The organism is Pseudomonas sp. RT6P73 (assembly GCF_054897715.1).
The window spans coordinates 833,756-859,569 of the sequence record NZ_JBUBUV010000002.1; the positions used below are offsets into that span (position 1 = coordinate 833,756).

At 59.1% G+C, this 25,814-nt stretch carries 24 protein-coding genes and 2 tRNA genes; 9 read left to right on the forward strand and 17 right to left on the reverse strand.

All coding sequences use genetic code 11. The features are described 5' to 3' along the window. The first annotated feature begins 203 nt into the window (after positions 1 to 203). Positions 204 to 854 (forward strand): response regulator transcription factor ErdR, encoded by a 651-nt coding sequence (gene erdR / locus ACYZT6_RS04250; protein WP_010462704.1) that lies wholly within the window; start codon positions 204 to 206, stop codon positions 852 to 854. A 75-nt stretch (positions 855 to 929) separates the two neighbouring features. Next, a complete protein-coding gene (locus ACYZT6_RS04255) occupies positions 930 to 1,292 on the forward strand; it encodes a diacylglycerol kinase (protein ID WP_008010143.1) in 363 nt (120 codons plus the stop codon). Here ACYZT6_RS04255 and ACYZT6_RS04260 read toward each other — a convergent pair. Beyond that, on the reverse strand, positions 1,289 to 2,215 hold the full coding sequence (locus tag ACYZT6_RS04260) for a LysR family transcriptional regulator (RefSeq protein WP_401357356.1): 927 nt from the start codon (positions 2,213 to 2,215) through the stop codon (positions 1,289 to 1,291). The genes ACYZT6_RS04255 and ACYZT6_RS04260 overlap by 4 nt on opposite strands. A gap of 122 nt (positions 2,216 to 2,337) precedes the next feature. On the opposite strand from ACYZT6_RS04260, the gene fpr reads away from it, so the two are divergent. Then, positions 2,338 to 3,117, forward strand: coding sequence for a ferredoxin-NADP reductase (gene fpr, locus ACYZT6_RS04265; RefSeq protein WP_003443014.1), 780 nt, complete (start codon positions 2,338 to 2,340; stop codon positions 3,115 to 3,117). Between the two features lie 168 nt (positions 3,118 to 3,285). Here fpr and tsaA read toward each other — a convergent pair whose 3' ends face one another. From tsaA to rimO, 6 genes are all read right to left on the reverse strand, one after another. Beyond that, positions 3,286 to 3,987 (reverse strand): tRNA (N6-threonylcarbamoyladenosine(37)-N6)-methyltransferase TrmO, encoded by a 702-nt coding sequence (gene tsaA, locus ACYZT6_RS04270; protein WP_462025860.1) that lies wholly within the window; start codon positions 3,985 to 3,987, stop codon positions 3,286 to 3,288. A 186-nt stretch (positions 3,988 to 4,173) separates the two neighbouring features. Beyond that, complete coding sequence (locus ACYZT6_RS04275) at positions 4,174 to 4,944, reverse strand: SDR family oxidoreductase (RefSeq protein WP_462025861.1); 771 nt, start codon at positions 4,942 to 4,944, stop codon at positions 4,174 to 4,176. 152 nt (positions 4,945 to 5,096) lie between these two features. Continuing rightward, positions 5,097 to 5,564, reverse strand: coding sequence for a YehS family protein (locus ACYZT6_RS04280; RefSeq protein ID WP_462025862.1), 468 nt, complete (start codon positions 5,562 to 5,564; stop codon positions 5,097 to 5,099). A 75-nt stretch (positions 5,565 to 5,639) separates the two neighbouring features. Continuing rightward, the gene (locus ACYZT6_RS04285) at positions 5,640 to 6,350 is read right to left on the reverse strand and encodes an rRNA pseudouridine synthase (RefSeq protein ID WP_010462687.1); all 711 of its coding nucleotides are present in this window, start codon (positions 6,348 to 6,350) and stop codon (positions 5,640 to 5,642) included. A gap of 173 nt (positions 6,351 to 6,523) precedes the next feature. Next, positions 6,524 to 6,997, reverse strand: a complete 474-nt coding sequence (locus ACYZT6_RS04290; RefSeq protein WP_462025863.1) for a GNAT family N-acetyltransferase — start codon at positions 6,995 to 6,997, stop codon at positions 6,524 to 6,526. A 112-nt stretch (positions 6,998 to 7,109) separates the two neighbouring features. Next, a complete protein-coding gene (rimO, locus tag ACYZT6_RS04295; RefSeq protein ID WP_462025864.1) occupies positions 7,110 to 8,447 on the reverse strand; it encodes a 30S ribosomal protein S12 methylthiotransferase RimO in 1,338 nt (445 codons plus the stop codon). A gap of 289 nt (positions 8,448 to 8,736) precedes the next feature. Between rimO and ACYZT6_RS04300 the strand changes: the two genes are divergently transcribed. Next, a complete protein-coding gene (locus ACYZT6_RS04300) occupies positions 8,737 to 10,638 on the forward strand; it encodes a potassium transporter Kup (RefSeq protein ID WP_461979963.1) in 1,902 nt (633 codons plus the stop codon). 186 nt (positions 10,639 to 10,824) lie between these two features. On the opposite strand, the gene ACYZT6_RS04305 is transcribed toward ACYZT6_RS04300, so the two are convergent. Further along, complete coding sequence (locus ACYZT6_RS04305) at positions 10,825 to 11,151, reverse strand: DUF3077 domain-containing protein (RefSeq protein ID WP_462025865.1); 327 nt, start codon at positions 11,149 to 11,151, stop codon at positions 10,825 to 10,827. A gap of 402 nt (positions 11,152 to 11,553) precedes the next feature. Between ACYZT6_RS04305 and ACYZT6_RS04310 the strand changes: the two genes are divergently transcribed. Next, a complete protein-coding gene (locus ACYZT6_RS04310; RefSeq protein ID WP_462025866.1) occupies positions 11,554 to 11,844 on the forward strand; it encodes a type II toxin-antitoxin system Phd/YefM family antitoxin in 291 nt (96 codons plus the stop codon). A 230-nt stretch (positions 11,845 to 12,074) separates the two neighbouring features. Here ACYZT6_RS04310 and ACYZT6_RS04315 read toward each other — a convergent pair whose 3' ends face one another. The 4 genes from ACYZT6_RS04315 to ACYZT6_RS04330 all read right to left on the reverse strand — a co-directional run bounded on the left by ACYZT6_RS04315 (position 12,075) and on the right by ACYZT6_RS04330 (position 16,651). Next, positions 12,075 to 13,370, reverse strand: coding sequence for a virulence factor family protein (locus ACYZT6_RS04315; protein ID WP_462025867.1), 1,296 nt, complete (start codon positions 13,368 to 13,370; stop codon positions 12,075 to 12,077). Next, positions 13,370 to 16,012 carry a bifunctional lysylphosphatidylglycerol flippase/synthetase MprF gene (mprF, locus tag ACYZT6_RS04320; protein ID WP_462025868.1) on the reverse strand — a complete coding sequence of 881 codons (2,643 nt, stop codon included), beginning with the start codon at positions 16,010 to 16,012 and terminating at the stop codon, positions 13,370 to 13,372. Before mprF ends, ACYZT6_RS04315 begins: the two co-directional genes overlap by 1 nt. 278 nt (positions 16,013 to 16,290) lie before the next feature. Beyond that, positions 16,291 to 16,367: transfer RNA gene (locus ACYZT6_RS04325), tRNA-Met, on the reverse strand. Between the two features lie 207 nt (positions 16,368 to 16,574). Next, positions 16,575 to 16,651, reverse strand: a tRNA-Met gene (locus ACYZT6_RS04330). A 301-nt stretch (positions 16,652 to 16,952) separates the two neighbouring features. Between ACYZT6_RS04330 and dinB the strand changes: the two genes are divergently transcribed. Then, the gene (dinB, locus tag ACYZT6_RS04335) at positions 16,953 to 18,014 is read left to right on the forward strand and encodes a DNA polymerase IV (protein ID WP_462025869.1); all 1,062 of its coding nucleotides are present in this window, start codon (positions 16,953 to 16,955) and stop codon (positions 18,012 to 18,014) included. Between the two features lie 100 nt (positions 18,015 to 18,114). On the opposite strand, the gene ACYZT6_RS04340 is transcribed toward dinB, so the two are convergent. From ACYZT6_RS04340 to ACYZT6_RS04355, 4 genes are all read right to left on the reverse strand, one after another. Beyond that, the gene (locus tag ACYZT6_RS04340; protein ID WP_462025870.1) at positions 18,115 to 19,068 is read right to left on the reverse strand and encodes a hypothetical protein; all 954 of its coding nucleotides are present in this window, start codon (positions 19,066 to 19,068) and stop codon (positions 18,115 to 18,117) included. A gap of 17 nt (positions 19,069 to 19,085) precedes the next feature. Beyond that, positions 19,086 to 20,801 (reverse strand): proline--tRNA ligase, encoded by a 1,716-nt coding sequence (locus ACYZT6_RS04345; RefSeq protein WP_462025871.1) that lies wholly within the window; start codon positions 20,799 to 20,801, stop codon positions 19,086 to 19,088. Between the two features lie 130 nt (positions 20,802 to 20,931). Continuing rightward, positions 20,932 to 22,491, reverse strand: coding sequence for an AmpG family muropeptide MFS transporter (locus ACYZT6_RS04350; protein WP_462025872.1), 1,560 nt, complete (start codon positions 22,489 to 22,491; stop codon positions 20,932 to 20,934). 44 nt (positions 22,492 to 22,535) lie between these two features. Beyond that, positions 22,536 to 22,889 (reverse strand): MGMT family protein, encoded by a 354-nt coding sequence (locus ACYZT6_RS04355; protein ID WP_462025873.1) that lies wholly within the window; start codon positions 22,887 to 22,889, stop codon positions 22,536 to 22,538. Positions 22,890 to 23,148: 259 nt separating this feature from the next. Here ACYZT6_RS04355 and ACYZT6_RS04360 point away from each other — a divergent pair, with 259 nt between their 5' ends. Continuing rightward, positions 23,149 to 24,156, forward strand: a complete 1,008-nt coding sequence (locus ACYZT6_RS04360) for a DUF481 domain-containing protein (protein WP_462025874.1) — start codon at positions 23,149 to 23,151, stop codon at positions 24,154 to 24,156. 109 nt (positions 24,157 to 24,265) lie between these two features. On the opposite strand, the gene ACYZT6_RS04365 is transcribed toward ACYZT6_RS04360, so the two are convergent. Continuing rightward, complete coding sequence (locus ACYZT6_RS04365; protein WP_002554837.1) at positions 24,266 to 24,475, reverse strand: cold-shock protein; 210 nt, start codon at positions 24,473 to 24,475, stop codon at positions 24,266 to 24,268. A gap of 354 nt (positions 24,476 to 24,829) precedes the next feature. Between ACYZT6_RS04365 and dcd the strand changes: the two genes are divergently transcribed. Beyond that, positions 24,830 to 25,396, forward strand: coding sequence for a dCTP deaminase (gene dcd / locus ACYZT6_RS04370; RefSeq protein ID WP_010462661.1), 567 nt, complete (start codon positions 24,830 to 24,832; stop codon positions 25,394 to 25,396). A gap of 106 nt (positions 25,397 to 25,502) precedes the next feature. After that, positions 25,503 to 25,712, forward strand: coding sequence for a hypothetical protein (locus ACYZT6_RS04375; RefSeq protein ID WP_017336784.1), 210 nt, complete (start codon positions 25,503 to 25,505; stop codon positions 25,710 to 25,712). The last annotated feature ends 102 nt before the right edge of the window (positions 25,713 to 25,814 follow it).

The window sequence follows — 25,814 nt, forward strand, 5'->3', positions numbered from 1 at the left end:
CCCATACTGCAAAGAACTGTACCGGCCATGCACCTTGACCACCCCGGTTTCGCTGGGCATGCTTGGCGCCGATTGGGGCGCGGCCAAAGTTTGATACGCCGTATTCTTTACGTGATAGCCACGTGATTGGCGTTGAACGTGCCCTGTTGGTGCAGCTCCGTGGCTGTGCCTTGAGTTGTTAGAAAAACAGGATCATTAGAAAAATGGCCACATACGAAATCCTGATCGCCGATGACCACCCTCTTTTTCGTAGCGCCCTGCATCAAGCGTTGACCCTGGGCCTGGGTCCGGATGTCCGTCTGGTGGAAGTGGCGAGCATTGCCGAGCTGGAAACCCGACTGGACGAAAAATCTGATTGGGATCTGGTGCTACTGGACCTCAACATGCCGGGAGCCTACGGTTTTTCCGGGCTGGTGCTGCTCCGCGGTCAGTACCCGCAGATTCCGGTGGTCATGGTGTCGGCCCAGGAAGAGGCTTCGATCATGGTGAAATCCCGTGAATTCGGTGCCAGCGGCTTCATCCCCAAGTCCAGTGACCTGAGCGTCATCCAGAAAGCCGTCCGTGCGGTGCTTGATGGTGATGTGTTCTGGCCGCCGCAGGCGTTCGAAGCCGTGAGCGTTTCCGCTGAAGCCAAGGCGGCCAGTGAAGGCCTTGCCAGCCTGACGCCGCAGCAGTTCCGGGTGCTGACCATGGTCTGTGAGGGGTTGCTGAACAAGCAGATCGCTTACGAGTTGAGCGTTTCCGAAGCGACCATCAAGGCGCATGTCACGGCTATATTCCGTAAGCTGAATGTGCGCACTCGCACCCAGGCTGCGCTGCTCTTGCAACAACTTGAGTCAATTTCGAGCCACTAAGAGTTGGCCGGTTCACGCTTTTTTGACTTTGGTTGATCTAGCTTTCCCATTCCTTTTTGGTCAGTTGCCTACTCTATGTCGCCATTCAAAGGCCAAACCGGCCTCAAACGCATCCTCAACGCTTCCGGCTATTCGCTGGACGGCCTGCGCGCAGCCTTCACCGGCGAAGCGGCTTTTCGGCAACTGGTGTTGCTCAACGTCATCCTGATCCCGCTGTCGTTCTTTTTGAACGTCAGCCGTGTCGAGCAGGCGTTGCTGATCGCGGTCTGCCTGTTGGCGTTGATCGTCGAGTTGCTGAATTCGGCAGTGGAAGCGGCCATCGACCGCATTTCCCTTGAATTGCACCCGCTGTCCAAGAACGCCAAGGACATGGGCAGCGCCGCTCAGTTCGTGGCGTTGAGCATGATCGCGCTGGTGTGGGCGGTGATTCTGCTTTAAGCGATGGTGGGCAGCACGATCTCGTCGCTGCGCTGAACCCCGGCGGTGAAGGCGCGGCACAGGTCGAGGAATTCGCGCATCGCCGACGTCTGATATTTCTGTTTGTGCCAGATGAAATAGAACTGCCGCGCCAGGTCCAGATCCGGTGTCTCCACCGGCACCAGACTGCCGCGGCGAAATGCATCGCGCAGCGCCAGGCGCGAAATGCAGCCAATCCCCAAGCCTGATTCCACCGCGCGCTTGATCGCTTCGGTGTGTTCCAGTTCCAGACGGATATTCAGCGCGCTGCGATGATGACGCATGGCCTGGTCAAAGGTCAGCCGCGTGCCAGAACCTTGTTCCCGCAGAATCCAGGCCTCGTGGGTCAGTTCTTCCATGGTCGCACTGCCACGCTTGGCCAACGGATGCTGCGGCGCGCAGAACACCACCAGCTCATCCTCGACCCAGCTCTGCACTTCGATGTCCGGATGGCTGCAGTCGCCTTCGATCAGACCCAGATCAATTTCATAATGCGCAACTTGCTGCACGATGTTGGCAGTGTTCTGCACGTGCAGCTTCACCTGGCTTTCGGGATGGCGCTGCATGAAGCTGCCGATCAGCAAGGTGGCCAGGTAATTGCCGATGGTCAGGGTCGCGCCGACCGCCAGAGAGCCGAAACCGGACTTGCCATTGAGCAGGTCTTCGATTTCCTTGGCCTGGTCGAGCAGGGCCACCGCTTGCGGCAATAACTGTTTACCAAGGGCGTTGAGGCTCAGCCGTTTGCCGGCGCGGTCGAACAGCTGACAGCTGGACTGGCGCTCTAGCTCGGTGATCGAGGTGCTTGCCGCCGATTGCGAAAGGTTGAGCAGACCCGCAGCACGGGATACGCTTTCCTGCTGGGCGACGGCGACGAATACTTGAAGTTGACGGAGAGTAAATCGCATATCTATATAACCGATAACCCTTATCTTAATAATCCATTTAACAGATATTGTCGCTGCCATTAGAATGCGATGCAATTGCGCACATCAGCGGCGCAGGCAAAATCTCCAGGAGTCCCACGTACATGAGCAACATGAACCACGAGCGTGTCCTCAGTGTTCATCACTGGAACGACACTCTGTTCAGCTTCAAGTGCACCCGCGACCCGGGCCTGCGCTTCGAGAACGGTCAGTTCGTGATGATCGGCCTGCAACAGCCCAACGGCCGGCCGCTCATGCGCGCTTACTCGATTGCCAGCCCGAACTGGGAAGAGCATCTCGAGTTCTTCAGCATCAAGGTGCCTGATGGCCCGCTGACTTCCCAGTTGCAGCATCTGAAGGAAGGCGACGAGATCATCATCAGCAAAAAGCCTACCGGCACGCTGGTGCTGGATGACTTGAAGCCTGGCAAACATTTGTACCTGCTCAGCACCGGTACCGGTCTGGCGCCGTTCATGAGCGTCATCCAGGACCCGGAAACCTACGAGCGTTTCGAAAAAGTGATCCTGTGCCACGGCGTACGTTACGTCAACGAAGTCGCTTACCGCGAGTTCATCACCGAGCACTTGCCGCAGAACGAGTTCTTCGGCGAGGCGCTGCGTGACAAGTTGATCTACTACCCGACCGTGACCCGCGAGCCGTTCGAGAACGAAGGTCGCCTGACCGACCTGATGCGCAGCGGCAAGCTGTTCAGCGACATCGGTCTGCCACCGATCAACCCGCAGGACGACCGCGCCATGTTGTGCGGCAGCCCGAGCATGCTCGACGAGACCAGCGAAGTGTTGAACAGCTTCGGCCTGAAAGTTTCGCCGCGGATGCGCGAGCCGGGTGACTACCTGATCGAGCGAGCGTTCGTCGAGAAGTAAGCACAACGCATCACCCAAAAGCCCCCATTGCCTGTGAAGGCAATGGGGGCTTTTTTATGCCTGACGCAAACCTTGTAGGAGCTGTCGAGTGAAACGAGGCTGCGATCTTTTGATCTTGTTTTTAAAAGCAACATCAAAAGATCGCAGCCTCGTTTCACTCGACAGCTCCTACAGGTTGGTGGCGGGGATGACTTCCAGAACGCGGATTACGCCCGCCTCGGGGTAATGCCAGCGCACATCCAGGTCCCAGAATTGCGCGCCGTATTCTCGTTCCGGTTTTGGTGTTTGGTACGCGGGCCGTGGATCTTGCGCCAGGCATTGCTCGATCAGCTCGACCAAAGGCTCGCCAAGACGCTGAGCATGGCCATGAGCCTGTTGCAGCGCTGAATCCGTCCACTGCACGGGAATCAGCTGCGGCGCGGCGCTGGCGATGCTATTGGAGGCTGTGTCGATGATGTCTGCGTAGGGCACGTACGGTTTGATGTCGAGAATCGGCGTGCCGTCGAGTAGGTCGATTCCTGATATCCACAGCCGATTGGCCTCGACCTTGTCCAGCTTCACCACGGATTGACCGATGCCATTGGGCCGATGCGTCGCCCGGGTGGCGAACACGCCGATGGATTTGTTGCCGCCCAGGCGAGGAGGGCGGACTTTCAGGCGTGGTTTTTCTTCCAGGGCCTGATGAAACAGGAACAGCAGCCAGACGTGGCTCACCTGCTCCAGCCCCTGCACCGCATCGCCCTGATCGAACGGCGCCACCAGCTCCAGCACGCCACGCGCGGCCGGGGCCAGTTGCGGCTGGCGCGGGATGGCGAATTTCTCCTTGAAGCAGGAGTGCACGAAGCCGATGGGGGAGACGGTGTAAGTCATAGGTTTGGGTCGAGGCGGTATCAGGGCGGGAATGATAACCCGATCGACCTTTGAACCGGTGGTGCCTGTGAGTCCGTCATCGCGGGCAAGCCACGCTCCCACAGGATTTATGGCGTACAAAAAATTTGTGTACGCTCGATAACCCTGTGGGAGCGTGGCTTGCCCGCGATGGCCGCACCGCGAATCTCAGAGACTGAACCCACCATCCAGCGGGATGATATTCCCGGTCATATAAGCCCCGGCCGTACTCGCCAGACTGATCGCCAACGCCGCCATCTCTTCCTCCCTACCCCAGCGTTTCATCGGAATCAACGCCGTATCCTCCGCCAGCGCCTGCTCATCATTACCAATGTGCTGCGTCATCTTGCTCGGGAAACGCCCCGGCGCAATCACGTTGACGTTGATGTGTTGACTCACCAGCTCCCGCGCGAGAATCCGCGACAGTTGATGCAGGGCGGCCTTGCTCGGTCCGTAGGCGTAAGCCTGTTCGCCAAAGGAAGAAATCCCCGCCACCGAACCGATGTTGATGATCCGCGCCGGATTGGCTTCGGAGCCGGCCTTGCGCAGCAGTGGCAAAAACTGCTGGATGCAGTTGAACACCGAGGTCACGTTGAGCTGCATGACCTTCTCCCAGCCCTTGACCGGGTAGCTTTCCAGCGGAGCGCCCCACGTGGTGCCGGCGTTGTTCACCAGAATGTCCAGATGAGGAATCTGTTCACCCAGCCGCGTGGAGAGTTGCAACACGCCTTCTTCATTGGCCAGGTTGGCCGCCACACCGTGGCAAGTCCCGAAGGTGCTCAATTCATCAGCCGTTTGTTGACAGGCTTCGGCATCCCGCGCGCAGACGTACACGGTGGCGCCGGCCTCGACATAAGCCTTGGCGATCATTTTGCCGATACCACGGGTGCCGCCGGTCACCAGAGCGGTGCGGCCTTGCAGGGAAAAGTACGGGTGCATGGCGAATCCTGAGAGCTGAGGGTCAATACACCCTAGTCGTCAGCCGCCAGAAGCGGAGCCACTATTTTTGCGAGGAATGAAGGGCCATTCGGCCCAGCTACAAGCTACAAGCTAGAGGTAATCCCCTTGTGGCTTGCAGCTTGCAGCTTCTTTTACGCTCTCACTCGAAGAGTGAGCCCCTTGAGGAAGTTGCGCAGCAGCTGATCGCCGCATGGGCGGTAGTTGGTGTGGCCGAACTTGCGGAACAAGGCGCTCAGCTCAGGCTTGGACACCGGGAACTCGGATGCCTTGAGGATCGCGTGCATGTCGTCTTCTTTCAGTTCGAAAGCCACACGCAGTTTCTTCAGGATGATGTTGTTGGTCACCGGCACTTCGATCGGCTGCGGCGGACGGCTCTCGTCCTTGCCGCGCTTGAAGGTCACCAGGCCGTCGAGGAAATGCGCCATGACTTCGTCCGGGCAGCGTACGAAGCCTTCCTCGTCTTCCTCTTTCTTGTCGAGGTACGTCACCAGGTCTTCCAGGGCCACGTCCATGCCGCCGAGCTTGATGATCTCGATGACTTTCTTGTCGCTGATGTCGAGCATGTAGCGCACGCTGCGCAGTACGTCGTTATGAATCATGGTGTGCAATCCTGATATTCAGCAGTGGGCGCCGCATAAACAGCGGCGCCGAAATGTGTGGCGGCGTGAAAAGTCTTAGAACTTCTCTTTGCCGGACAGGTAACGCCATTGCCCCAGCGGCACTTTGCCGATGGACACGCCGCCGATGCGGATGCGGCGGATGGCGACGACCTTCAGGCCAACGGCCTGGCAAAACAGGGCGATCACGCCCGGTTGCGGGTTCTTCATCGCAAAACGCAGGCGGTTCTCGTTCTGCCAACTGGCCTTGACCGGCGGCAGCTCCTTACCTTTGTAGGTCAGGCCGTGGTTCAGGCGGTTGAGGCCGTGAGCCACCATGTCGCCTTCTACCTCGACGACATATTCTTGTTCGATCTTGGCGGAATCGGCGGTGAGCTTGCGCAGGATCTTCCAGTCCTGGGTGAACACCAGCAGACCGCTGGCGTTGGCCTGCAAGTCCGTGCTGGCGGTCAGGCGCAGGAAGTGGCCCTTGAGCGGACGTTTGCTGAAGCGGTGTTCTTCGCTCAGGGTTTCGGCGCTGATGGTCGCCATCGCCGTTTCCGCGTCCATGCCCACGGGCACGTTCAGCAGGATGGTCACCGGCTCCGGTGCAGTGGCCTTGGCCTCTGGATCGAGCTCGACTTTCTGGGTGTCGACCTTGAATTGCGGCTCATCGATGACTTCGCCGTCCACGGTGACCCAGCCGCCCTCGATGAACAGCTCAGCCTCCCGACGGGAACAGCCGACGAGTTCGATGAGGCGTTTGGAGAGACGAATCGGGTCAGTCATGACAGGGCCGTAACAAAAAAGGGGTGGGCATTGTACCTGCGTGGCGCCGGTTAATCCCGGCTCCATTTGCGCAGGAAGCTTTTTTGTAGGAGCCGGCTTGCTGGCGATGGCATCTCCTCGGTCTTTGAGATGCACCGCGGTGATGCCATCGCCAGCAAGCCGGCTCCTACAGGTCAGCCATTGCGTGTCCGTTGTTGTGTTTGGCGCAGCCGCATGTGCAACAGCGGATAAGGCTGCCCCATGCCATCGACCTCCGAACGCCCAATCACCTCGAACCCTTGCTTGAAGTAGAACCCCAGCGCCTGCGGGTTCTGCTCGTTGACGTCCAGTTCATCGGCGTTCAAGTGTTCCATGGCATAGCGCAGCAACTGCTTGCCCAAACCCTGGCCGCGGTGGGTCGGGTCGATAAAGAGCATTTCGATCTTGCCCGCCGCCACCCCGGCAAACCCGGTGATGCGCTGGCGCGAGTCCCTGGTGCAGATCAGCATCACCGCGTCGAGGTAGCGGGTCAGCACCAGGTTCTTCAGCAATTCAATGTAGCTGTCCGGCAGAAAGTCGTGGGTGGCGCGCACCGAGGCTTCCCAGACTTGCGTGAGTTCTACGTAGTCGCTCTGTTTCGGCGTGTGGATGACCGAATGTTTGCGCATGGCCGGATGCCCCTTTTCCTGTGAGTGTCGAGAATCCTTTCCTCACAAAACGATAGACGTAAAAAAGCCCCGCATCTCGTCAAGAGAGCAGGGCTTTTCGTATTTTTTGCGTTTAGATCTGTTCAGCCCACAGGTCGTATTCGTCGGCGTCGGTCACTTTGCACCAGACCTTGTCGCCCGGCTTCAGGTTGCTGCCGTTGTCGATGAACACGTTGCCGTCGATTTCCGGGGCATCGAAGAAGCAGCGGCCAACGGCGCCTTGCTCGTCGACTTCATCGACCAGCACTTCGATTTCACGGCCAACACGCATTTGCAGACGCGCCGAGCTGATGGCCTGCTGGTGCGCCATGAAGCGGTCCCAACGGTCTTGCTTGACGTCGTCCGGAACGACTTCCAGGTCCATATCGTTGGCCGGAGCGCCATCAACCGGCGAGTACTGGAAGCAGCCGACGCGGTCGAGCTGGGCTTCGGTCAGCCAGTTCAGCAGGTACTGGAAGTCTTCTTCGGTTTCGCCGGGGAAGCCGACGATGAACGTCGAGCGGATGATCAGGTCCGGGCAGATTTCGCGCCAGTTCTTGATCCGCGCCAGGGTCTTGTCTTCGAAGGCCGGGCGTTTCATCGACTTCAGGACTTTCGGGCTGGCGTGCTGGAACGGGATGTCCAGGTACGGCAGGATTTTCCCGGCGGCCATCAGCGGGATCAGCTCGTCGACGTGCGGGTACGGGTAAACGTAGTGCAGACGCACCCAGACGCCGAGGGTGCTCAGGGCTTCGCAGAGTTCGGTCATGCGGGTTTTCACCGGCGCGCCGTTCCAGAACCCGGTGCGGTATTTCACGTCGACGCCGTAGGCGCTAGTGTCTTGCGAGATCACCAACAGCTCTTTGACGCCGGCCTTGATCAGGCGCTGGGCCTCGTCGAGCACATCACCGACCGGACGGCTGACCAGTTTGCCGCGCATCGACGGGATGATGCAGAAGCTGCAGCTGTGGTTGCAGCCTTCGGAAATCTTCAGGTACGCGTAGTGGCGCGGGGTCAGCTTGATGCCTTGCGGCGGCACCAGGTCGATCAGCGGGTTGTGATCCTGACGCGGCGGCACGGCGTCGTGCACGGCGTTGACCACTTGCTCGTATTGTTGCGGACCGGTCACGGCCAGCACGCTTGGGTGAATCTTGCGAATGTTGCCTTCTTCGACGCCCATGCAGCCGGTCACGATGACCTTGCCGTTTTCCTTGATGGCTTCGCCAATCACTTCCAAAGATTCAGCCTTGGCCGAATCGATGAAACCGCAGGTGTTGACCACCACGACGTCGGCGTCCTGGTAGGTGGACACAACGTCGTAACCTTCCATGCGCAACTGGGTAAGGATGCGCTCGGAGTCGACCAGTGCTTTGGGGCAACCCAGGGATACGAAGCCAACCTTTGGATTGGCCGGCGCAGGAGTGGTGGACATGTCTAACCTCGGTATTTGTGACGCCTCCAGCCGTGAGCGGCAAGGCGACAAACGGGCGCTTTGCTGCGCCTCTGATCAAAAAGTGCGCAATTCTAGCGATGAGAGGCGCACTTGACCAGCTTTATGCAGGGAAATACGACGAGTGCTGCGCTATGCTTCGCGCCGTTACGCTTTACCGATTTCTTACAGTCAATAAAACGTCTGTAACGTCATGTAAAACAGCGCATGCTGCGTTTCAAAGCATAGTGCTTCTTTCAAAGAAGTCCGGTCTGGGTAGTAGGAGTGGTGGATGGGTCAGGCAAGTAGTCAGGCGGCGGGAGCCGAGCATTCGGCGGCGAAGCCGATCGGCATGCTGGTCGCAGCGGTCGGGGTGGTTTATGGCGATATCGGCACGAGCCCGCTGTACACCCTCAAAGAAGTGTTTTCCGGTCACTATGGTGTACCGGTCGACCATGACGGCGTGTTCGGGATTCTGGCGCTGATTTTCTGGTCGCTGATATGGGTTGTCTCAATCAAATATGTGCTGTTCGTGCTGCGTGCCGACAACCAGGGCGAAGGCGGGATCATGGCCTTGACCGCCCTGGCTCGGCGGGCCGCGGCCGGGCATCCGAAGCTGCGCATTTTCCTGGTGGTCTGCGGGCTGATCGGTGCGGCGCTATTTTACGGCGACAGCATGATCACGCCGGCGATTTCCGTACTCTCGGCAATTGAAGGCCTGGGGCTGGCATTCGATGGCATCGACCATTGGGTGGTGCCGTTGTCGCTGGTCGTGCTGGTGGCGCTGTTCCTGATCCAGAGCCACGGTACCGCGCGCATCGGCATTCTGTTCGGGCCGATCATGGTCACCTGGTTCCTGGTGTTGGGTGCACTGGGTGTCTACGGCATCCTGCAGCACCCGGAAGTGTTGCAAGCGATGAATCCGGTCTGGGGCGTGCGCTTCTTCATCGTGCACCCGGGCATGGGCGTAGCCATCCTCGGCGCGGTGGTGCTGGCACTGACCGGCGCCGAAGCGTTGTACGCCGACATGGGCCACTTCGGTCGCAAGCCGATTGCTCGCGCCTGGTTCATCCTCGTGCTGCCGGCGCTGGTGCTGAACTACTTCGGTCAGGGCGCCTTGCTGCTCGGTAATCCGGAAGCCGCTCGCAACCCGTTCTACCTGTTGGCGCCGAGCTGGGCGTTGATCCCGTTGGTCGGTTTGTCGACCCTGGCCACGGTGATTGCCTCGCAAGCGGTGATTTCCGGCGCGTTCTCCCTGACCCGTCAGGCAATCCAGCTCGGTTACATTCCGCGCATGCACATCCAGCACACCTCCAGTGCCGAACAAGGCCAGATCTATATTGGCGCGGTGAACTGGGCGCTGATGGTCGGCGTGATCCTGTTGGTGATCGGCTTCGAATCCTCCGGCGCCCTGGCCTCTGCTTACGGGGTGGCGGTGACCGGGACCATGTTGATGACCACCATCCTGGTCTCGGCGGTGATATTGCTACTGTGGAAATGGCCTCCGATCCTCGCGGTGCCGTTGTTGCTCGGTTTCCTGCTGGTGGACGGTCTGTACTTCGCCGCCAACGTGCCGAAAATCTTTCAGGGTGGTGCGTTCCCGGTGATCGCCGGTATCGCGCTGTTTGTATTGATGACCACCTGGAAGCGCGGCAAACAGCTGCTGGTGGAACGCATGGACGAGGGCGGGCTGCCGCTGCCGATATTCATCAGCAGTATCGCCGTGCAACCGCCGCATCGGGTCCAGGGCACCGCCGTGTTCCTCACCGCTCGCCCGGACGCCGTGCCCCACGCGTTGTTGCACAACCTGCTGCATAACCAGGTATTGCACGAGCAAGTGGTGCTGCTGACCGTGGTCTACGAAGACATCCCACGGGTACCGCCGACACGGCGCTTCGAGGTTGAATCCCACGGTGAAGGGTTCTTCCGCGTGATTCTGCACTTTGGCTTCGTCGACGAACCGGATGTGCCGCAAGCGCTGAAGCTGTGTCATCTCGATGACCTCGACTTCAGCCCGATGCGCACCACCTACTTCCTCAGCCGCGAGACGGTGATCGCCTCCAAACTCGAAGGCATGGCCCGCTGGCGCGAGGCGTTGTTTGCGTTCATGTTGAAGAATGCCAACGGCAATTTGCGCTTCTTCAATCTGCCGCTGAACCGGGTGATTGAGTTGGGTACACAGGTAGAGATGTAAGCCTCTGCAAAAAGCCCCCGTTGCCAGTGCGGCAGCGGGGGCTTTTTATTGACGGGCATTTGATCCCAATCCAACAAAGCACCCTGTGGGAGCGGGCTTGCCCGCGATAGCGGTATGTCTGTCACATCAATGTCGGATCTGCCGCCATCATCGCGAGCAAGCTCGCTCCCACAGGGATTTGCGGTGTTACTGGCTTTCGGGCAGCTCTTCTTCAGATTCGGTCTTCGTCCGGGCCGGTCGCGGCGTCAGCACCTTCACCACATCATCAATCACAGCCTTACCCATCGCCGTCAGATAGTGAGCAGCCCAGGCATGACGGTCGGTGTCTTTTGCGTAGGCGGCATCTTCGCTAAATGATTTGGCGAGGAACAGCAGATCGGAGGCTGGTGACAATGCTTGAACGATGGGGACGCCGGCGCGGACGTTGAATAACGCCTGGTCTGAGCAGTAGATGAGCGGGGTGAAGCCGATGGTTTTTAATTCTGAAATCGCGGTCGTATCTATTTTGGACATGTCTATTCCCTAAGCTTGAGGAGCTGCCACGTTCGTTTCCAAGCGAATGGGTGGCAGCTGTGCGCAGGTTGGAAAACCGGGAGCTTAGGAAACCGGCACGTCCGAAGACGTCCCACGCACAGCCACCATGACACAAGATCGCAGCCGTAAAGGTCCGCAGTCATGTTGGGCACGTTGTTGCAATTCGCTCGTCGGGTTTCCAAGCCCGATCGCTGAAAGGTCAGCGACGTCCGGAGAGTATCCCGTCGAAGAAAAACGCAACAAGGCGGCAAAGTGCCCAAACGCAAGATTCGGAGTTTGCCTACAAGGTCTGCGGGCGTCATCCGATATTGCGACACCTTAAGTAAACGATACGTTGAACAGCGTGCTCAAAAATTTGCACGATTGTGAAGAGAGGTGAATGTGACGGCATCATTTGAGCGTGATGACCAAGCAATATCGATGACTGCATTGGTCAGGGGCTTCAGTGCGAGACTCAACGAGATCTCCAGCCGTGCCACTGAGCGCCTGGTCATTTTCAAAGATAATCGGCCAGTAGCAGTCATAATCAATGTCGATGCCTATCAGGAAATGTTCGACGAGCTTAAGGATCTTCGCGTTGAAGCAGCGGCTACGGGGCGATTGACCGGTTTTGATCAAGCCAAGGTAATCAGTCACGACGATATGCGGGCACGGTACGCCAGGAAAGACTAAGAGCCAGTATCGAGGGCGGTAGACGCATCTGCTCAGGCGATACGCAGATCCTGTGGGAGCGGGCTTGCCCGCGATGACGGCGGCAGATCCGACATTGATGTGACAGACATACCGCTATCGCGGGCAAGCCCGCTCCCACAGGGATCTACGGTGCTTAGTTGAATAGGTAAATATGAAAAAGCCCCCGCAACCAAACGGCTGCGGGGGCTTTTTCGTGGGCAGGCCTCAGATCACTCCTGAGCCGTCTCACCCTTGGCCTGGCGCTTCTCGATGATGTCCACCAAGCGCTTTGCCAGCGCCGGGTAGTTCTCGTCGAAATGGTGGCCGCCAGGCAGTTTCATCGCTTCGCCCACGGCGCTCTTGTCGGTGCAGCCACTTTCGTCGACTTCTTCTTCACCGTAGATGCACACCACTTTCTCCGGTGGCAGCTTGGCCATTTCCGGGCCGGTGGCGGCTTCTTTGCCGGCGTTGCCGAGCCAGCCTTCGACTTCGATTTCGAAGCTGCCGGTGCGGGCGAAGGCGAGCAGGATGATTGCGTCGACGCGTTGCTGTTCTGCCGGTTCCAGGCGGTTGTAGATCGCTGGCAGGACGTCGGCGCCGAACGAGTAACCGGTCAGGATGAAGCGCTTGGTGCCCCATTTTTGCCGGTAGTGTTGCATCAGCTCGGCCAGGTCCAGGGCGCTTTGCTCCGGGCTCTTGTGCTGCCAGTAGTAGCGCAGGGTGTCGATGCCGACCACCGGGTAGCCGATCTTCGCCATCTCGCCCGCGACGTCGCGGTCCAGATCGCGCCAGCCGCCGTCACCGGACAGGAACAGGGTCACGGTGTCTTTGGCTTGGCCGGCCAGGACTTCGACCACCGGGATCTGCAGACCGCCAGCGGCTTTATCGCCACCGACGAGGAGCTTGCGCAGTTCGTTGTTCAGTACTTGCGGCAGGTTGATGTCGTAGTCGCTGATGCTGGTTTCGGCGTTGGGTTGATCGCGCACGAAGCCGGCGCTGGTGTCGTCCGGGTTGTCGTTCCAGGCCACCAGCCAGTGACCGTGAGCGGCGCTTTTTGGCAGCAGGTGAGTGCAGCCGGGTTTTTCCAGGGCCAGGTCGACGGAGACAGCTTGAGCCTTTTCGTCCTTTTGCTCGGACAACCAGCGCCACGCGAGCACGGCGCCAGGGCCGATGCCGCTGACCAGGGTCGCCGGGCCTTTGAGTTCGCGCAGGCCCGATTGCAGGGCGCGGCTTTGCAGCAGGCAGTCTTTAGGCAGAATCACCTGAACAATCTGCGCCGAGCCGGTGCGGCTCAGGGTCATCAATTGTTTGTCGCTGAGTTTCTGGTCTTCATTGACCGCCACCAACACCTGGGCGCGTGGCGTGTTGCCAGGGATGACGCGGGTCATCGCCGCGCCATCGGCCGGCCTCAGCTGTTTGAGGGTCGGTTCGGGTGCCGGGCGTTTCAGGTACCAGTAACCGCCACCGAGAATCAGGGCCAGCACTACCAGTGTGCCCAGTACGTACCGCAAGGAGCGTTGAATCATCAGCGTTTCACCAATCCAGTCAAGCCGCCCGCAATCAGGGCAGCAGTATCGGCCAGGGCAACCAGCGGATCGAGTCCGGCGGGCACGGCCATATAACGGGGTTCCCAGTCAGGCTGGAATTTGTCTTTGAAGCGGCGCAAGCCTTGGAAGTTGTAGAGCTGCTCACCACGGCGGAAAACCATCGAGCCCAGACGCTGGGTCAGCGGTGCGCCACGCCGGGGTTGCAACCCCGACAGCGGCACCATGCCCAGGCTGAAGCGCGCGTATCCATGATTTTTATAATGTTGGATCAGGCCGACCATCATGAACTCCATGGTCAGCTTGGGGGCTTCCGGGTGCGCGCGCATCAGGTCGAGGCTGGCCAGGTCATGGCCGTAAGTCTCAAGCAGGTTGGCGAACGCCACCGGGCGTCCTTCGAAACGAATCACTGCGACCCGGAAATGCTTGAGGTAGTCGTCGCTGAAGCGGCCGAGCGAGAAGCCTTTCTCACGTACGTTCTTGCCGGTCAGCCAGGCATCGGAAATCACCTTGAGCTCATCCATCGGCGCATGGCCCGGTTCAAAGATCTCCAGCGACAGGCCATCGCGGGTGCCGCGATTCCAGGTGTAGCGCAGGTCTTTCATCTCTTTGCCCTTGGCTTCGAGATCAAAGCGTTGAAGATCGACCCGGGCTTCTTCGCCGAGCTTGATCGCGGTCAGGCCGATGTCCATGTAGTACGGCAGGTTCTCGGCACGGACTTGATAGAACACGGGGCGGGCGTGGTGGATGTCGCAGAGGTCGCGGAACTGCCAGATCATTTCCGCCCGTTGCTGGGTCGGGCCGATCGGGTCGTACAAGGCCACCAGGCTGCGGCCACGGCGGGCGTACATCAGGAACGCCTCGTCGTTGGGGTGAAACAGCAGCGCCTTGTCACCGGTCAGGGCCAGGCCACCGTCCGGTTGCGCGGAGGCCATCAGGATCTTTACCGCACGGTCCAGCTCATCTGGCGTCGGCAAGTGAATCACCGGACGCGCGGTGCGCAGCAGCCAGGTCAAGGACACCACCACCAACAGCACGGCGGCGCCCAACAATGAGCGCAAACCACGCGGGGCATCGGCATCGAGGGTGAATTGCCACCAGAGTTGATGGCTGTACGGAACGTCTTGATAGGCAAACAGCAGCAACCAGATCGACGCGCCGAGTACGCACAGGCTGGACACCAGATAGAGCGGCGAGAACGGCAGTTCGGTCAGACGGCTCGGGCGATAGAAAGAACGCCGGAAAACCCCCAGCAGGCTCGCCGTCAGGGTCATCAGGCAGGCTTCTTCCCAGTCAAAGCCCTTGAGCAGAGAGAGCAGGGCGCCGACCAGCAATAGAATGGTGGTCAGCATCCACGCGGCGGACAGCCGACGACGCAGACCTTGCGCCAGCAGCAGGCACAGCACGCCGATCAGACTGGCGCCGAAGTGCGAAGCGTCGACCAGTCGATGAGGAATCAGAAAGCCGATGTGTTCCAGGCGGGTGTCGATTTCCGGTGTCACGCCGGAGAACAGCAGCACCACGCCGGACAGGAACACCAGCACCGCCAGAATCGGCGCCGCCAGACCGGAAGCGGCCCGCAGGGACTGGCGCGACTGAAACAGCCGTTGGCCTTCGTTGATCAGCAGGAATACGCACGCCACCAGCAGTGGCAGCACGACATAGATCAGGCGATAGAGCAGCAGCGCGGCGGCCAGTGGGGCGGCGCCTAGCGTGTCGGCGAAGGCGGCCAGCAGGATCGCTTCAAATACGCCGACACCGCCGGGCACATGGCTGAGCACGCCGGCGGCCAGGGCCAGCAGGTACACGAGCAGGAATGCACCGAAGGGTGGCGCTTCCGGCAGCAACAAATAGAGCACGGTCGCGGCGGCGGCCACGTCCAGGGCGGTGATGATCAGTTGCAGGAATGTCAGGCGCCGGCCGGGGAGGCGCAAGGTGCGGCGTCCGACCTTGACCAGCAAGTTGTCCTTGGAAGGCTGTTCCGGAAGACGACGTCGATAGATGCCGATGGCCAATACGCTGAAGAGCAGCAAAACGGCCGCTGCAACTCCACCCAGCAAACCCTCGGACAGTCCAAGGGCAGCCGAGGCGGCAGGCAGGTTGCTGAGGGTTGCCAGAGCCGCAAGTGGCGGCAAGGCGCAACCAAGTGAAAGGCTGGCGAACAGCGTCATGTGGGCGACTTCTGAAGCCCCCAAGCCATGACGTGCATATAAACGGTAGCGGACCGAGCCTCCCGAGAGCATCGACAGACCAATGGCGTTGCCGATGGCAAAGGCAGTGAATCCGCCCAGCGCCAGGATGCGCGGCGCGAGTGTCACGCGCGCGTAGCGGCTGGCCGACCATTCGTACCCCAGCAAAATGATGAAGCCGACCACGGTTGCACCCAATGCACCCAGCAACGCCGGTTTCGGTACTTCCAGGATCGAGTCATGCAAAGCGTACAGATCGAGTTCGCTCAGCAGATGACGACAGGCAATCAGCGCGATAGCGAACAACAGCAGAGTGACCGCCAGGCCGATGGGCTGGCGGTACTTGCTGACCAGATCCAGCAGGCGCAGACGCTCGGCCTTGATCGGTTGTGTCGCTGTGACGGTGTCTTGTGGATCAGACGAGTTGGCGCGCATCAATCACCTCTTGGATTGTGCGCGACAGGATGGAGGTATCCAGCCAAGTTACCAATCCCTGTAGAAAAAAATAATCACAAATATTAACGCCTCTCACCGGTTATCGGCGATGGCATCTCATTGGTCGTAGAGGGTTCTGTCTGCGATTCAGCATGGTGTGAACCCACAGCCTTGGTGATCCCGAACGCTTCTCTACACAGTGACAGGTCATTGTTGCGAAAGGACTTTTTCAACAGATACAAAAAAGGCCACTCTTTCGAGTAGCCTTTTTTGATGTTTGGTTGCGGGAGCCGGATTTGAACCGACGACCTTCGGGTTATGAGCCCGACGAGCTACCAGACTGCTCCATCCCGCGTCTGTGTGGCGGCATTCTATAGAGATACGCCTGTGTGTCAACCGTTAATCTGGAACCGGGTCAAATAAGCGTAAATAAGCGGCAAACGGTCGCAGGGCAGACTTAAGTTTCGGAATCAGAACGATTTCTCCCTCTGGTAAGTATAGAAGAGCACAAAACAGACGCGCACAAAAAAGGCCACTCTTTCGAGTAGCCTTTTTTGATGTTTGGTTGCGGGAGCCGGATTTGAACCGACGACCTTCGGGTTATGAGCCCGACGAGCTACCAGACTGCTCCATCCCGCGTCTGTGTGTCGGCATTCTACAGAGGATCGCCGGGCTGTCAACCTTCAATCCTGATAAAACCTCTTCTGGTTCAATCGCTTAGCCGGGATTTTGGCTTGGACGAACGGCTGCGGGTCAGGTATGGCAAGGCTTTCAGCTCTATCGAGTGGGCCTTTTCGATTGAGAAAATAAATTCACCGGTTCCTTTTCCTACGAGCGTGGAAGAAGATTCAGACTACTGGTGCTATATACAGGTGTCAGTGAGATACTGCCGATCCGGCACGCCATGACTCCATTTCTACACCATGAACACCGCTTTTATATGACCCAGCGAAAAATCATCCACGTCGATTGTGACTGCTTCTACGCTGCCATCGAGATGCGTGACGACCCGCGTCTGGCAGGTAAACCCTTGGCGGTGGGTGGTTCGGCGGATCGGCGCGGGGTGATCGCTACCTGTAACTATGAAGCGCGGGCCTATGGCGTTCGCTCGGCGATGTCTTCCGGGCATGCCCTGAAACTGTGCCCGGACCTGACCATCGTCAAGCCGCGCATGGACGCCTATAGAGAAGCGTCGAAGGAAATTCACACGATCTTTCGCGATTACACCGACCTGATCGAGCCACTTTCCCTCGACGAGGCTTACCTCGACGTGTCGGACTGTGCGCATTTCGGTGGCAGCGCCACGCGCATCGCCCAGGACATTCGCCGACGAGTCTCCAATCAGTTGCACATCACGGTCTCGGCCGGCGTCGCGCCGAACAAGTTTCTGGCCAAGATCGCCAGTGACTGGAAGAAACCCAACGGGTTGTTTGTCATCACGCCGGATCAGGTAGAAGACTTTGTCAGCGGTTTGCCCGTGAGCAAGCTGCACGGCGTGGGCAAAGTCACCGCTGACAAACTGGGCAAACTCGGCATTGTCGATTGCTCGCATCTGCGCCAGTGGGACAAGTTGGCGCTGGTGCGTGAATTCGGCAGTTTCGGCGAGCGACTCTGGAGCCTGGCCCGTGGGATCGACGAGCGTTTGGTCCACAACGACAGCCGTCGGCAGTCGATCAGTGTCGAAAACACCTACGACGTGGACCTGCCGGATCTGGTGAGCTGCCTGGATAAATTACCCGAGCTGCTGGAAACCCTGGCCGGCCGCATGGCGCGGATCGACAGCAGCTACCGGCCGGGCAAGCCGTTCGTCAAAGTGAAATTCCATGACTTTACCCAGACGACGCTGGAACAGGCCGGGGCAGGGCGGGATTTGGGCAGTTATCAGTTGTTGCTGACCCAGGCGTTCAATCGCGGCGGGAAACCGGTGCGGTTGTTGGGGGTCGGGGTCAGGCTGGAGGATTTGCGCGGTGGGTTTGAGCAGATGGAGTTGTTTGAGCGGTAGATTTGCGGTGAATATGGTGGCCTCTTCGCGGGCAAGCCTCGCTCCTACAGGTAACGAATATTCCTTGTAGGAGCGAGGCTTGCCCGCGAAGCTTTTGCCTTTAATTTGGTCCCGGATCCGCCACCAGTCGTCCGGCATCCTTGGTCAATGACTTGAGGAATTCGGTCTGCAACTCTGGATCATTGCGGGTCAGTTCGATCAGGCTTTGTTCCAGCTCGCTGGCTTCTTCTTCCAGACCCAGTTCCGACAGACGTTTGACCCGGTGTACCCACTGGCTCACTTCGTCGTCTTCGAGGTCGTCATAAATCAGGCCATGGGCTTCGAGCAGTTTGCCGCGCAAGCCACTGCTGACCGCCAGGGACGAGTCGGTGTGCACATCGTCCTGACCGTCTTCGACACTGATCAGCAGTCGGCTCAGATGATTGATGTCATGTTCGGCGAACGGGCTGTCCAGCAGGTTAATGCGTAAAACACCGTTTTTGTCGGTGCTCAGCTCGAACGTTTCCTTGCCGGCTTTCACCACAACCGGGCGCTCGCTCCAGGGCAGGCTCGAGTATTCGGTGCGTTTGTCGAGCTGGACTTCGTCGATGCCTGCCAGGTTCTGCTGCGCCCGGCCGTTGGACTGCGCGTTCATGAACGGGTTGAGCCCGGCAAAACCGTAGCTCAGCCAATCCTTGGTGACGCTGTCCGGCAGGTTGCCGAGGGTGAACACGTTGACCACATTCGCACCGACACCGCCCACCACCGCCACCGCGCCCAGCGGAATCTCGTAGACCTCGCGCCAAGGTTGGTAAGGCGTGTAGCGATCGTAGTGGCGCGTAACTTCGAATTCGGTGACTTCGAACGTCTTCTGCTCGTGGATTTTCACCCGCCGTTGCGGCAGCTCAAGCACCTTGGGCTCACCGACATCGATCTGCAGGCTGTGATCGAGCAATTTGCGCTCGACACGTTCCTCGTGCTCGCTGCGTTGCGACATGTGATTGGCACAGCCGCTGACCAGCAGGGTGCCGCACAGGGCGGCACCACCGAGGCCTAAGGTGTTTCGCTTGAACATGACTTCTCTATCTGGTGTCAGCGGCGGATACGGGCCTGGAGGAAAGACAGCACGTCAGCAACCGGCAGCGCTTGCGCTTCAGGTTCGGTACGGCTCTTGTATTCCAGATTGCCTTCGGCGAGGCCGCGGTCACTGACCACGATCCGGTGAGGAATGCCAATCAGCTCCATGTCCGCGAACTTGATGCCCGGGCTGGTTTTCTTGTCGCGGTCGTCCAGCAGTACTTCGAAGCCGGCGGCAGTCAATTCTGCATACAGCTTGTCGGTGGCTTCGCGAACCTGTTCGGTTTCGTAGCGCAGCGGTACCAGGGCGATCTGGAATGGAGCCAGTGTGTCGCTCCAGATGATTCCCTTGTCGTCGTTGCCCTGTTCGATGGCCGCAGCCACCACGCGGGAAACGCCGATGCCATAGCAACCCATTTCCAGGGTAACCGGCTTGCCGTTCTCGCCCAGCACTTCGCACTTCATCGCCTTGCTGTACTTGTTGCCCAGCTGGAAGATGTGTCCGACTTCGATGCCGCGCTTGATTTCCAGGGTGCCCTTGCCATCCGGGCTTGGGTCGCCGGCAACAACGTTACGCAGGTCGGCAACGGTCGGAACCGGCAGATCACGCTCCCAGTTCACGCCGAAGTAGTGCTTGTCGTCGATGTTGGCACCGATACCGAAGTCGCTCATCAGCTCGACGGAACGGTCGATGATGATCGGCAGCGGCAGGTTCAACGGGCCGAGAGAACCGGCACCGGCGCCAATGGCGTCGCGCAGTTCGCTTTCGGAAGCCATGACCAACGGGCTGGCAACGCCTGGCTGGTTGGCGGCCTTGATTTCGTTCAGTTCGTGGTCGCCACGGATGATCAGGGCAATCAGCTTGCCTTGCTCTTCAGCGTGAACGACGAGGGTCTTGATGGTCTTTTCGATCGGCAGGTTGAAGCCTTCGACCAGTTGCGCAATGGTCTTTGCATTCGGGGTGTCGACCAGGCGCAGCTCTTCAGACGGTGCGGCGCGAGAGGTTTCGCGCGGTACGGCTTCGGCTTTCTCGATGTTCGCGGCGTAGTCGGAACCGTTGCTGAAGACGATATCGTCTTCGCCGGATTCGGCCAGCACGTGGAACTCGTGGGAACCGGCGCCGCCGATGGAGCCGTTGTCGGCTTCTACAGGACGGAATTTCAGGCCCAGACGGGTGAACACGTTGCAATACGCCTGGTGCATGCGGTCGTAGGTGACCTGCAGCGAAGGCTGATCAGCGTGGAAGGAGTAGGCGTCCTTCATGATGAATTCGCGGCCGCGCATCAAACCGAAGCGTGGGCGGATTTCGTCACGGAATTTGGTCTGGATCTGGTACAGGTTGATCGGCAGCTGTTTGTAGCTGCTCAACTCGTTGCGCATCAGGTCGGTGATGACTTCTTCGTGAGTCGGGCCGGCACAGAAGTCGCGACCGTGACGATCCTTGAAGCGCAGCAATTCAGGGCCGTACTCTTCCCAGCGACCGGATTCCTGCCACAACTCAGCCGGTTGGGTGCTCGGCATCAACACTTCGAGAGAGCCCGCGGCGTTCATTTCTTCACGAACGACGGCTTCGACCTTGCGCATCACTCGCAAGCCCATCGGCAGCCAAGTGTAGAGGCCCGAGGCGAGTTTACGGATCATGCCGGCGCGCAGCATCAGCTGATGGCTGATGACGACCGCGTCGGAAGGCGTTTCTTTCTGTGTGGCGAGCAAAAATTGACTGGTGCGCATGGTTGGCCGTTGTCGGTTGCTGATGACGAGAAATGACGGAGCATTGTACGGGCGAGATCCGCTGGCGTACAGGCGTGCGGTCGGCGGTGTGGCAGGAGGGCGGGAATCGCCGCGCCCTCTGCGAAATGTCCTACGATTCTTCCGCGACCTGGGTCGGCACCGGCTCTGGTGTCGGCGTCGGACCTGCGCGGCGGCTCTCCTGGTACCAGTGCAAGGCGATCAACAATAGGGTCGGAACGCCCAACAGCGCCGTGATCAGGAAGAAGTTGTGGTAACCGAATTTCTCCACCATGACCCCTGAATAGCCGCCAATCAGGCGTGGCAGCAGGAGCATGATCGAGCTGAGCAGGGCGTACTGGGTGGCCGAGAACTTGAGGTTGGTCAGGCTCGACAGGTAAGCGACGAACGCCGACGTCGCCAGGCCCGAGCTGAAGTTGTCCAGGGAAATGGTCAGGATCAGCATGTTCAGGTTGGCGCCCATGTCGGCGAGCATCAGGAACAGCAGGTTAGTGCCGGCCGACGCAATGCCGCCGATCAGCAGGATCGGCAGGATGCCGAAACGCACGATCAGCAGGCCGCCCATGCCGGCGCCGACCAGGGTCATGATCAAACCGAAGATTTTGCTGACGCTGGCGATCTGATCCTTGGTAAAGCCCTGGTCGATGTAAAACACGTTGGCCATCACGCCCATGACCGTATCGGACATGCGGTAGGTGGCGATCAGCCCGAGCAACAGGAACGCCTGCCAGCGGTAACGCAGAATGAAGTCGTTGATTGGCGTCAGCACTGGCGCCAGGCCGCGGCGGCCCATGGCCGACAGGCACATAAACGTGAGCGTGGTGTAGAGGATGGCCCGCAGGAAGGCGCGATCTTCGAGCAACAGGTCGAGCAGGCTCACGCCTTCGAACAATACGCTGGCGAAGTCTGTGTTGTAGAGCTGGGTGAACATGGCCGGTACGGACACCAGCAGCACGATCAGCACGAACACCGACATCAGTTGATGCATAAAGCTGTAGCGCCCGGCCTGAAGTTGAGTGCGCAGGGGTACGGGCGGTTCGCGCATGAACAACGTCGTCAGCAGCGCCGGGATCATCAGGGCGCCAAACAGGATGTAGGTGCCGGCCCACGCCGAATGCTTGTAGTTGAAACCGGTGGAGCCGAAGCCTTCAGCGAAGAACAGCGCGCCGGCCGTCGCCAGCAGGGCGGCGATCCGATAGCCAGACATATAGCTGGCAGCGAGCGCAGCCTGGCGAGTGTCGTCGGCGATTTCCAGGCGATAAGCGTCAACCGCAATGTCTTGCGTCGCCGAGGCGAAGGCGACGACCACCGCGATGGCGATCAGCCAGGACAAATGCTTTTGCGGGTCGCAGAAACCCATCCCGATCAAGCCAAGGATCACCAGCGCCTGGGACAGTACCAGCCAGGAGCGTCGTCGACCGAGCTTGCCGAGAAATGGCAGGCGCCATTGGTCGAGCAGCGGGGACCAGACCCATTTAAAGGCATAGGCCAAACCGATCAGGCTTGCATAGCCGATGGTTTCGCGGGCCACACCGGCCTCACGCAGCCAGACGGAAAGCGTCGAAAACACCAGCATGTAGGGCAGGCCGGCGGCGAAACCAAGCAACAACAACACAAGCGTCGAGGGGCTGGCATAGGCGGCGAGCGCGGCGCGCCAGGTTTTACGGGGCATGGGCTGGAGTCTGCCTCAAGAATTACGGAAACAAAGCGCGCACTCTAACCGCTGTGCTCTACCGGGCGCCAGCCATGGCGCTGAATATCAACACGATTGTTCAGGATACTGACACCTTCGGAGCGCAATCGCGCGCGCTGCTCGTCCCCTGAAGGACTGCCCACGGGCAGGCTGATCCGACCGCCGGCACCGAGCACGCGGTGCCATGGCAATTTGGTGTCGCCGGGCAGTTGGCTCAATGTGCGGCCCACCCAGCGCGCGGCCCGGCCCAACCCCGCCAGCTCGGCGAGTTGACCATAGCTCACCACTTTGCCTTCGGGCACCTGCGCGAGGGTCAGGTAGAGCGCCGTGCGTCGGATTTGCGCGGCACTTTCGATTTCTGCATCGGTATCGGTCACATCCGGGATCCCTGTAGGAGCGAGACCGGCTTGCCGGCGATGGTCGTTAACGATAACGCGAGCTATCTGGGAAAACGCGTCGATCTTGAGTTTATCGCGAGCAGGCTCGCTCCTACAGTGGATTACCGTCTGTAGGGTAAATCCTCGATCAGTGACTGAGAAATGAACTCAATAGAAATAGTCGGGTCAGTCCTTGCTAGGGTTTTATTCTCAGGGATAATGCCGACTTTTTTTCGCAAACTTGAGCCTGTAATTGCTTATGGTGTCCAGAACCCTGCTGTGCCTCGCTGTCCTCAGCGCCTCCACGCCGTTGCTCGCCGATACCGTCTGGTTGAAGAACGGTGACAAATTGAGCGGCAAGATCACGCTGTTCGATGGCGGTAAATTGCTGATCCAGACCGAGTACGCCGGTGCGGTCCCGATCGACTGGAAACAGGTCAAGACACTGGAAAGTGATCAGGAGCTGCTGGTCAAGCAGGATGCCTACACCGGCGAGAGGGCCAAGTCGCTGCATGCGGCAGACGACGGCAAGGTGACGCTGGAAAACGGCGAGGCGCCGAAGACGGTCGAGCTGGCCAGTATCCAGCAGATTCTCAAGCCCAAGCCAGTGGTCGAAGACCTGGTGTGGAAGGGCAATGTCGACATGGCGCTGGATTATCAGCGGGCCGAGAAAGACACCGACGATTACGACATCGACTTCAAGACCTCTGCGCGCCATGGTAGATGGCGGCACACGGCGGAAGGCGAGTACAACCGCGAATTCCAGGATGACGTGGTCACCACTGATAACTGGCGAGGCGAATACTCGCTCGATCGCTTCCTGACCGAGAAATGGTTCTGGCAGGGGCGCGCAGTCTATAAGCGCGACAAGGTTGAAGACCTCTCCCGTCAGCGCACCGTGGGTACCGGTCCGGGTTACCAGTTCTGGGACGACGAACTGGGTGCGTTCTCCTTGGGGTCGCTGTTCAACCGCACGGATTATCAGTACGCAGACGGCGGCAAGGAAAACTTCTATTCCCTGGCCATGAAGTGGGACTACAACCGCTACCTGATTGGCAAGCAGGTCGAGTTCTTCACCAACGGCGAGGTGGGCAAGCCGCTGTCGGGCGTGGCGGATTATGCGCTGGATGCCGAGGTCGGGCTGCGTTACAAGGTCACCGAGTGGGCGTCGCTTAACCTGAAGGCCGAGCGAGACGTTATCAGCGGCACCGACGATGCCGATCTGGAAAAGACACGTTACACCGCAGGGTTTGGCGTGACCTGGTAAGGCGCAAAAAATCGCAGCCATGGGCTGCGATTTTTTTTGCCTGCAAAACAGACAGGCACAAAAAAGCCCCGCTTTTGAGGGCGGGGCTTTTTACTAAAGCAAGTACAAGTTAGATAACTTGAACTTCTTCAGCTTGCATGCCTTTCTGACCGCGGGTAGCGATGAAAGAAACCTGTTGGCCTTCTTTCAGGCTTTTGAAGCCGTCGGATTGGATAGCTTTGAAGTGAACGAACAGGTCGTCACCGGATTGTGGAGTGATGAAGCCGAAGCCTTTTTCATCGTTGAACCACTTAACGGTACCAGTTTGGCGATTAGACATGGTGTAACTCCTTGAACAAAGATAACTGCGACGCAGGAAGAACCCTGGCCGAGACTGAGTGCAAAGAGCAGGAAAAATTCTTGTAGATGGTTGGATCGAAATTCAACATATCGTGTAGAGATTCTCAGTGACACAAGCAGCACAGTGGCGCCACCTTAACCCTTTTTCCGGAACGTGCCAATCCTTCCGACGAAGGTTTCTCTGTTTTCATGACTGACGGTGCATCGGATTCCGACGAAGGCCCAGTTATCACGGGGGATCGGCGAGAATTGTGCCCTGGACTTTGAACCCGGAGCGCGCGCCCGGTAAGATGCCGGACAGAATTTTTCCACCTCGCTATTCAGGACACCCGCCATGAGCATCAAATCGGACAAGTGGATTCGCCGCATGGCGCAGGAACACGGCATGATCGAGCCGTTCGTCGAGCGCCAGGTGCGCGGCAGCGACGATAACCGTGTGATCTCCTACGGCGTTTCGAGTTACGGCTACGACGTTCGTTGCACGAGTCATTTCAAGGTGTTCACCAACATTAATTCGGCCATTGTCGACCCGAAAAATTTCGATGCCGGCAGCTTCGTCGACATCCACAGCGATGTCTGCATCATCCCGCCGAACTCTTTCGCCCTGGCCAGCACCGTCGAATACTTCCGTATTCCGCGCAACGTATTGACCATCTGCCTGGGCAAAAGCACCTACGCCCGCTGCGGCATCATCGTCAACGTTACCCCGCTTGAGCCTGAGTGGGAGGGGCACGTGACCCTGGAATTCTCGAACACAACAAACCTGCCGGCGAAAATCTATGCCAATGAAGGCGTGGCGCAGATGCTGTTCCTTGAATCCGACGAAGAGTGCGAAGTGTCCTATAAGGACCGTGGCGGCAAGTATCAGGGCCAACGCGGCGTGACCCTGCCGCGCACCTGATCGATTCATCTGGCAGGTGGCGGGAATTCTTGAGCGGGTAGACACTCTATTGGGTGTACTGCCCGGTTCGCGTACAGCGGACGGGGCCATTGCTCAGGAGTGCTTTATGAAGATCGATCCGCGAATAAGTGCCGAACTGGCAAGGCTTGAGCCCAATCAGGTTGGCGTCCTGGCCTGGTCCTTGTTGGCACATCCACCCATCAGCATGGCGGGGGGCATCCCCGGCCAGCCTGATCCTGATACCCCCAACGAACAACCTACAGAGCCCGGTGAGCCCACCCTGCCGGATGAGCCGCCTCCCGCGCCTGTAGCCTGATTGCGAGTAGCCTGTAGGAGCGAAGCTTGCTCGCGAAGGCGGTGTGTCAAATAAGAATGTTTTGGCTGCCACACCGCCTTCGCGAGCAAGCTTCGCTCCTAC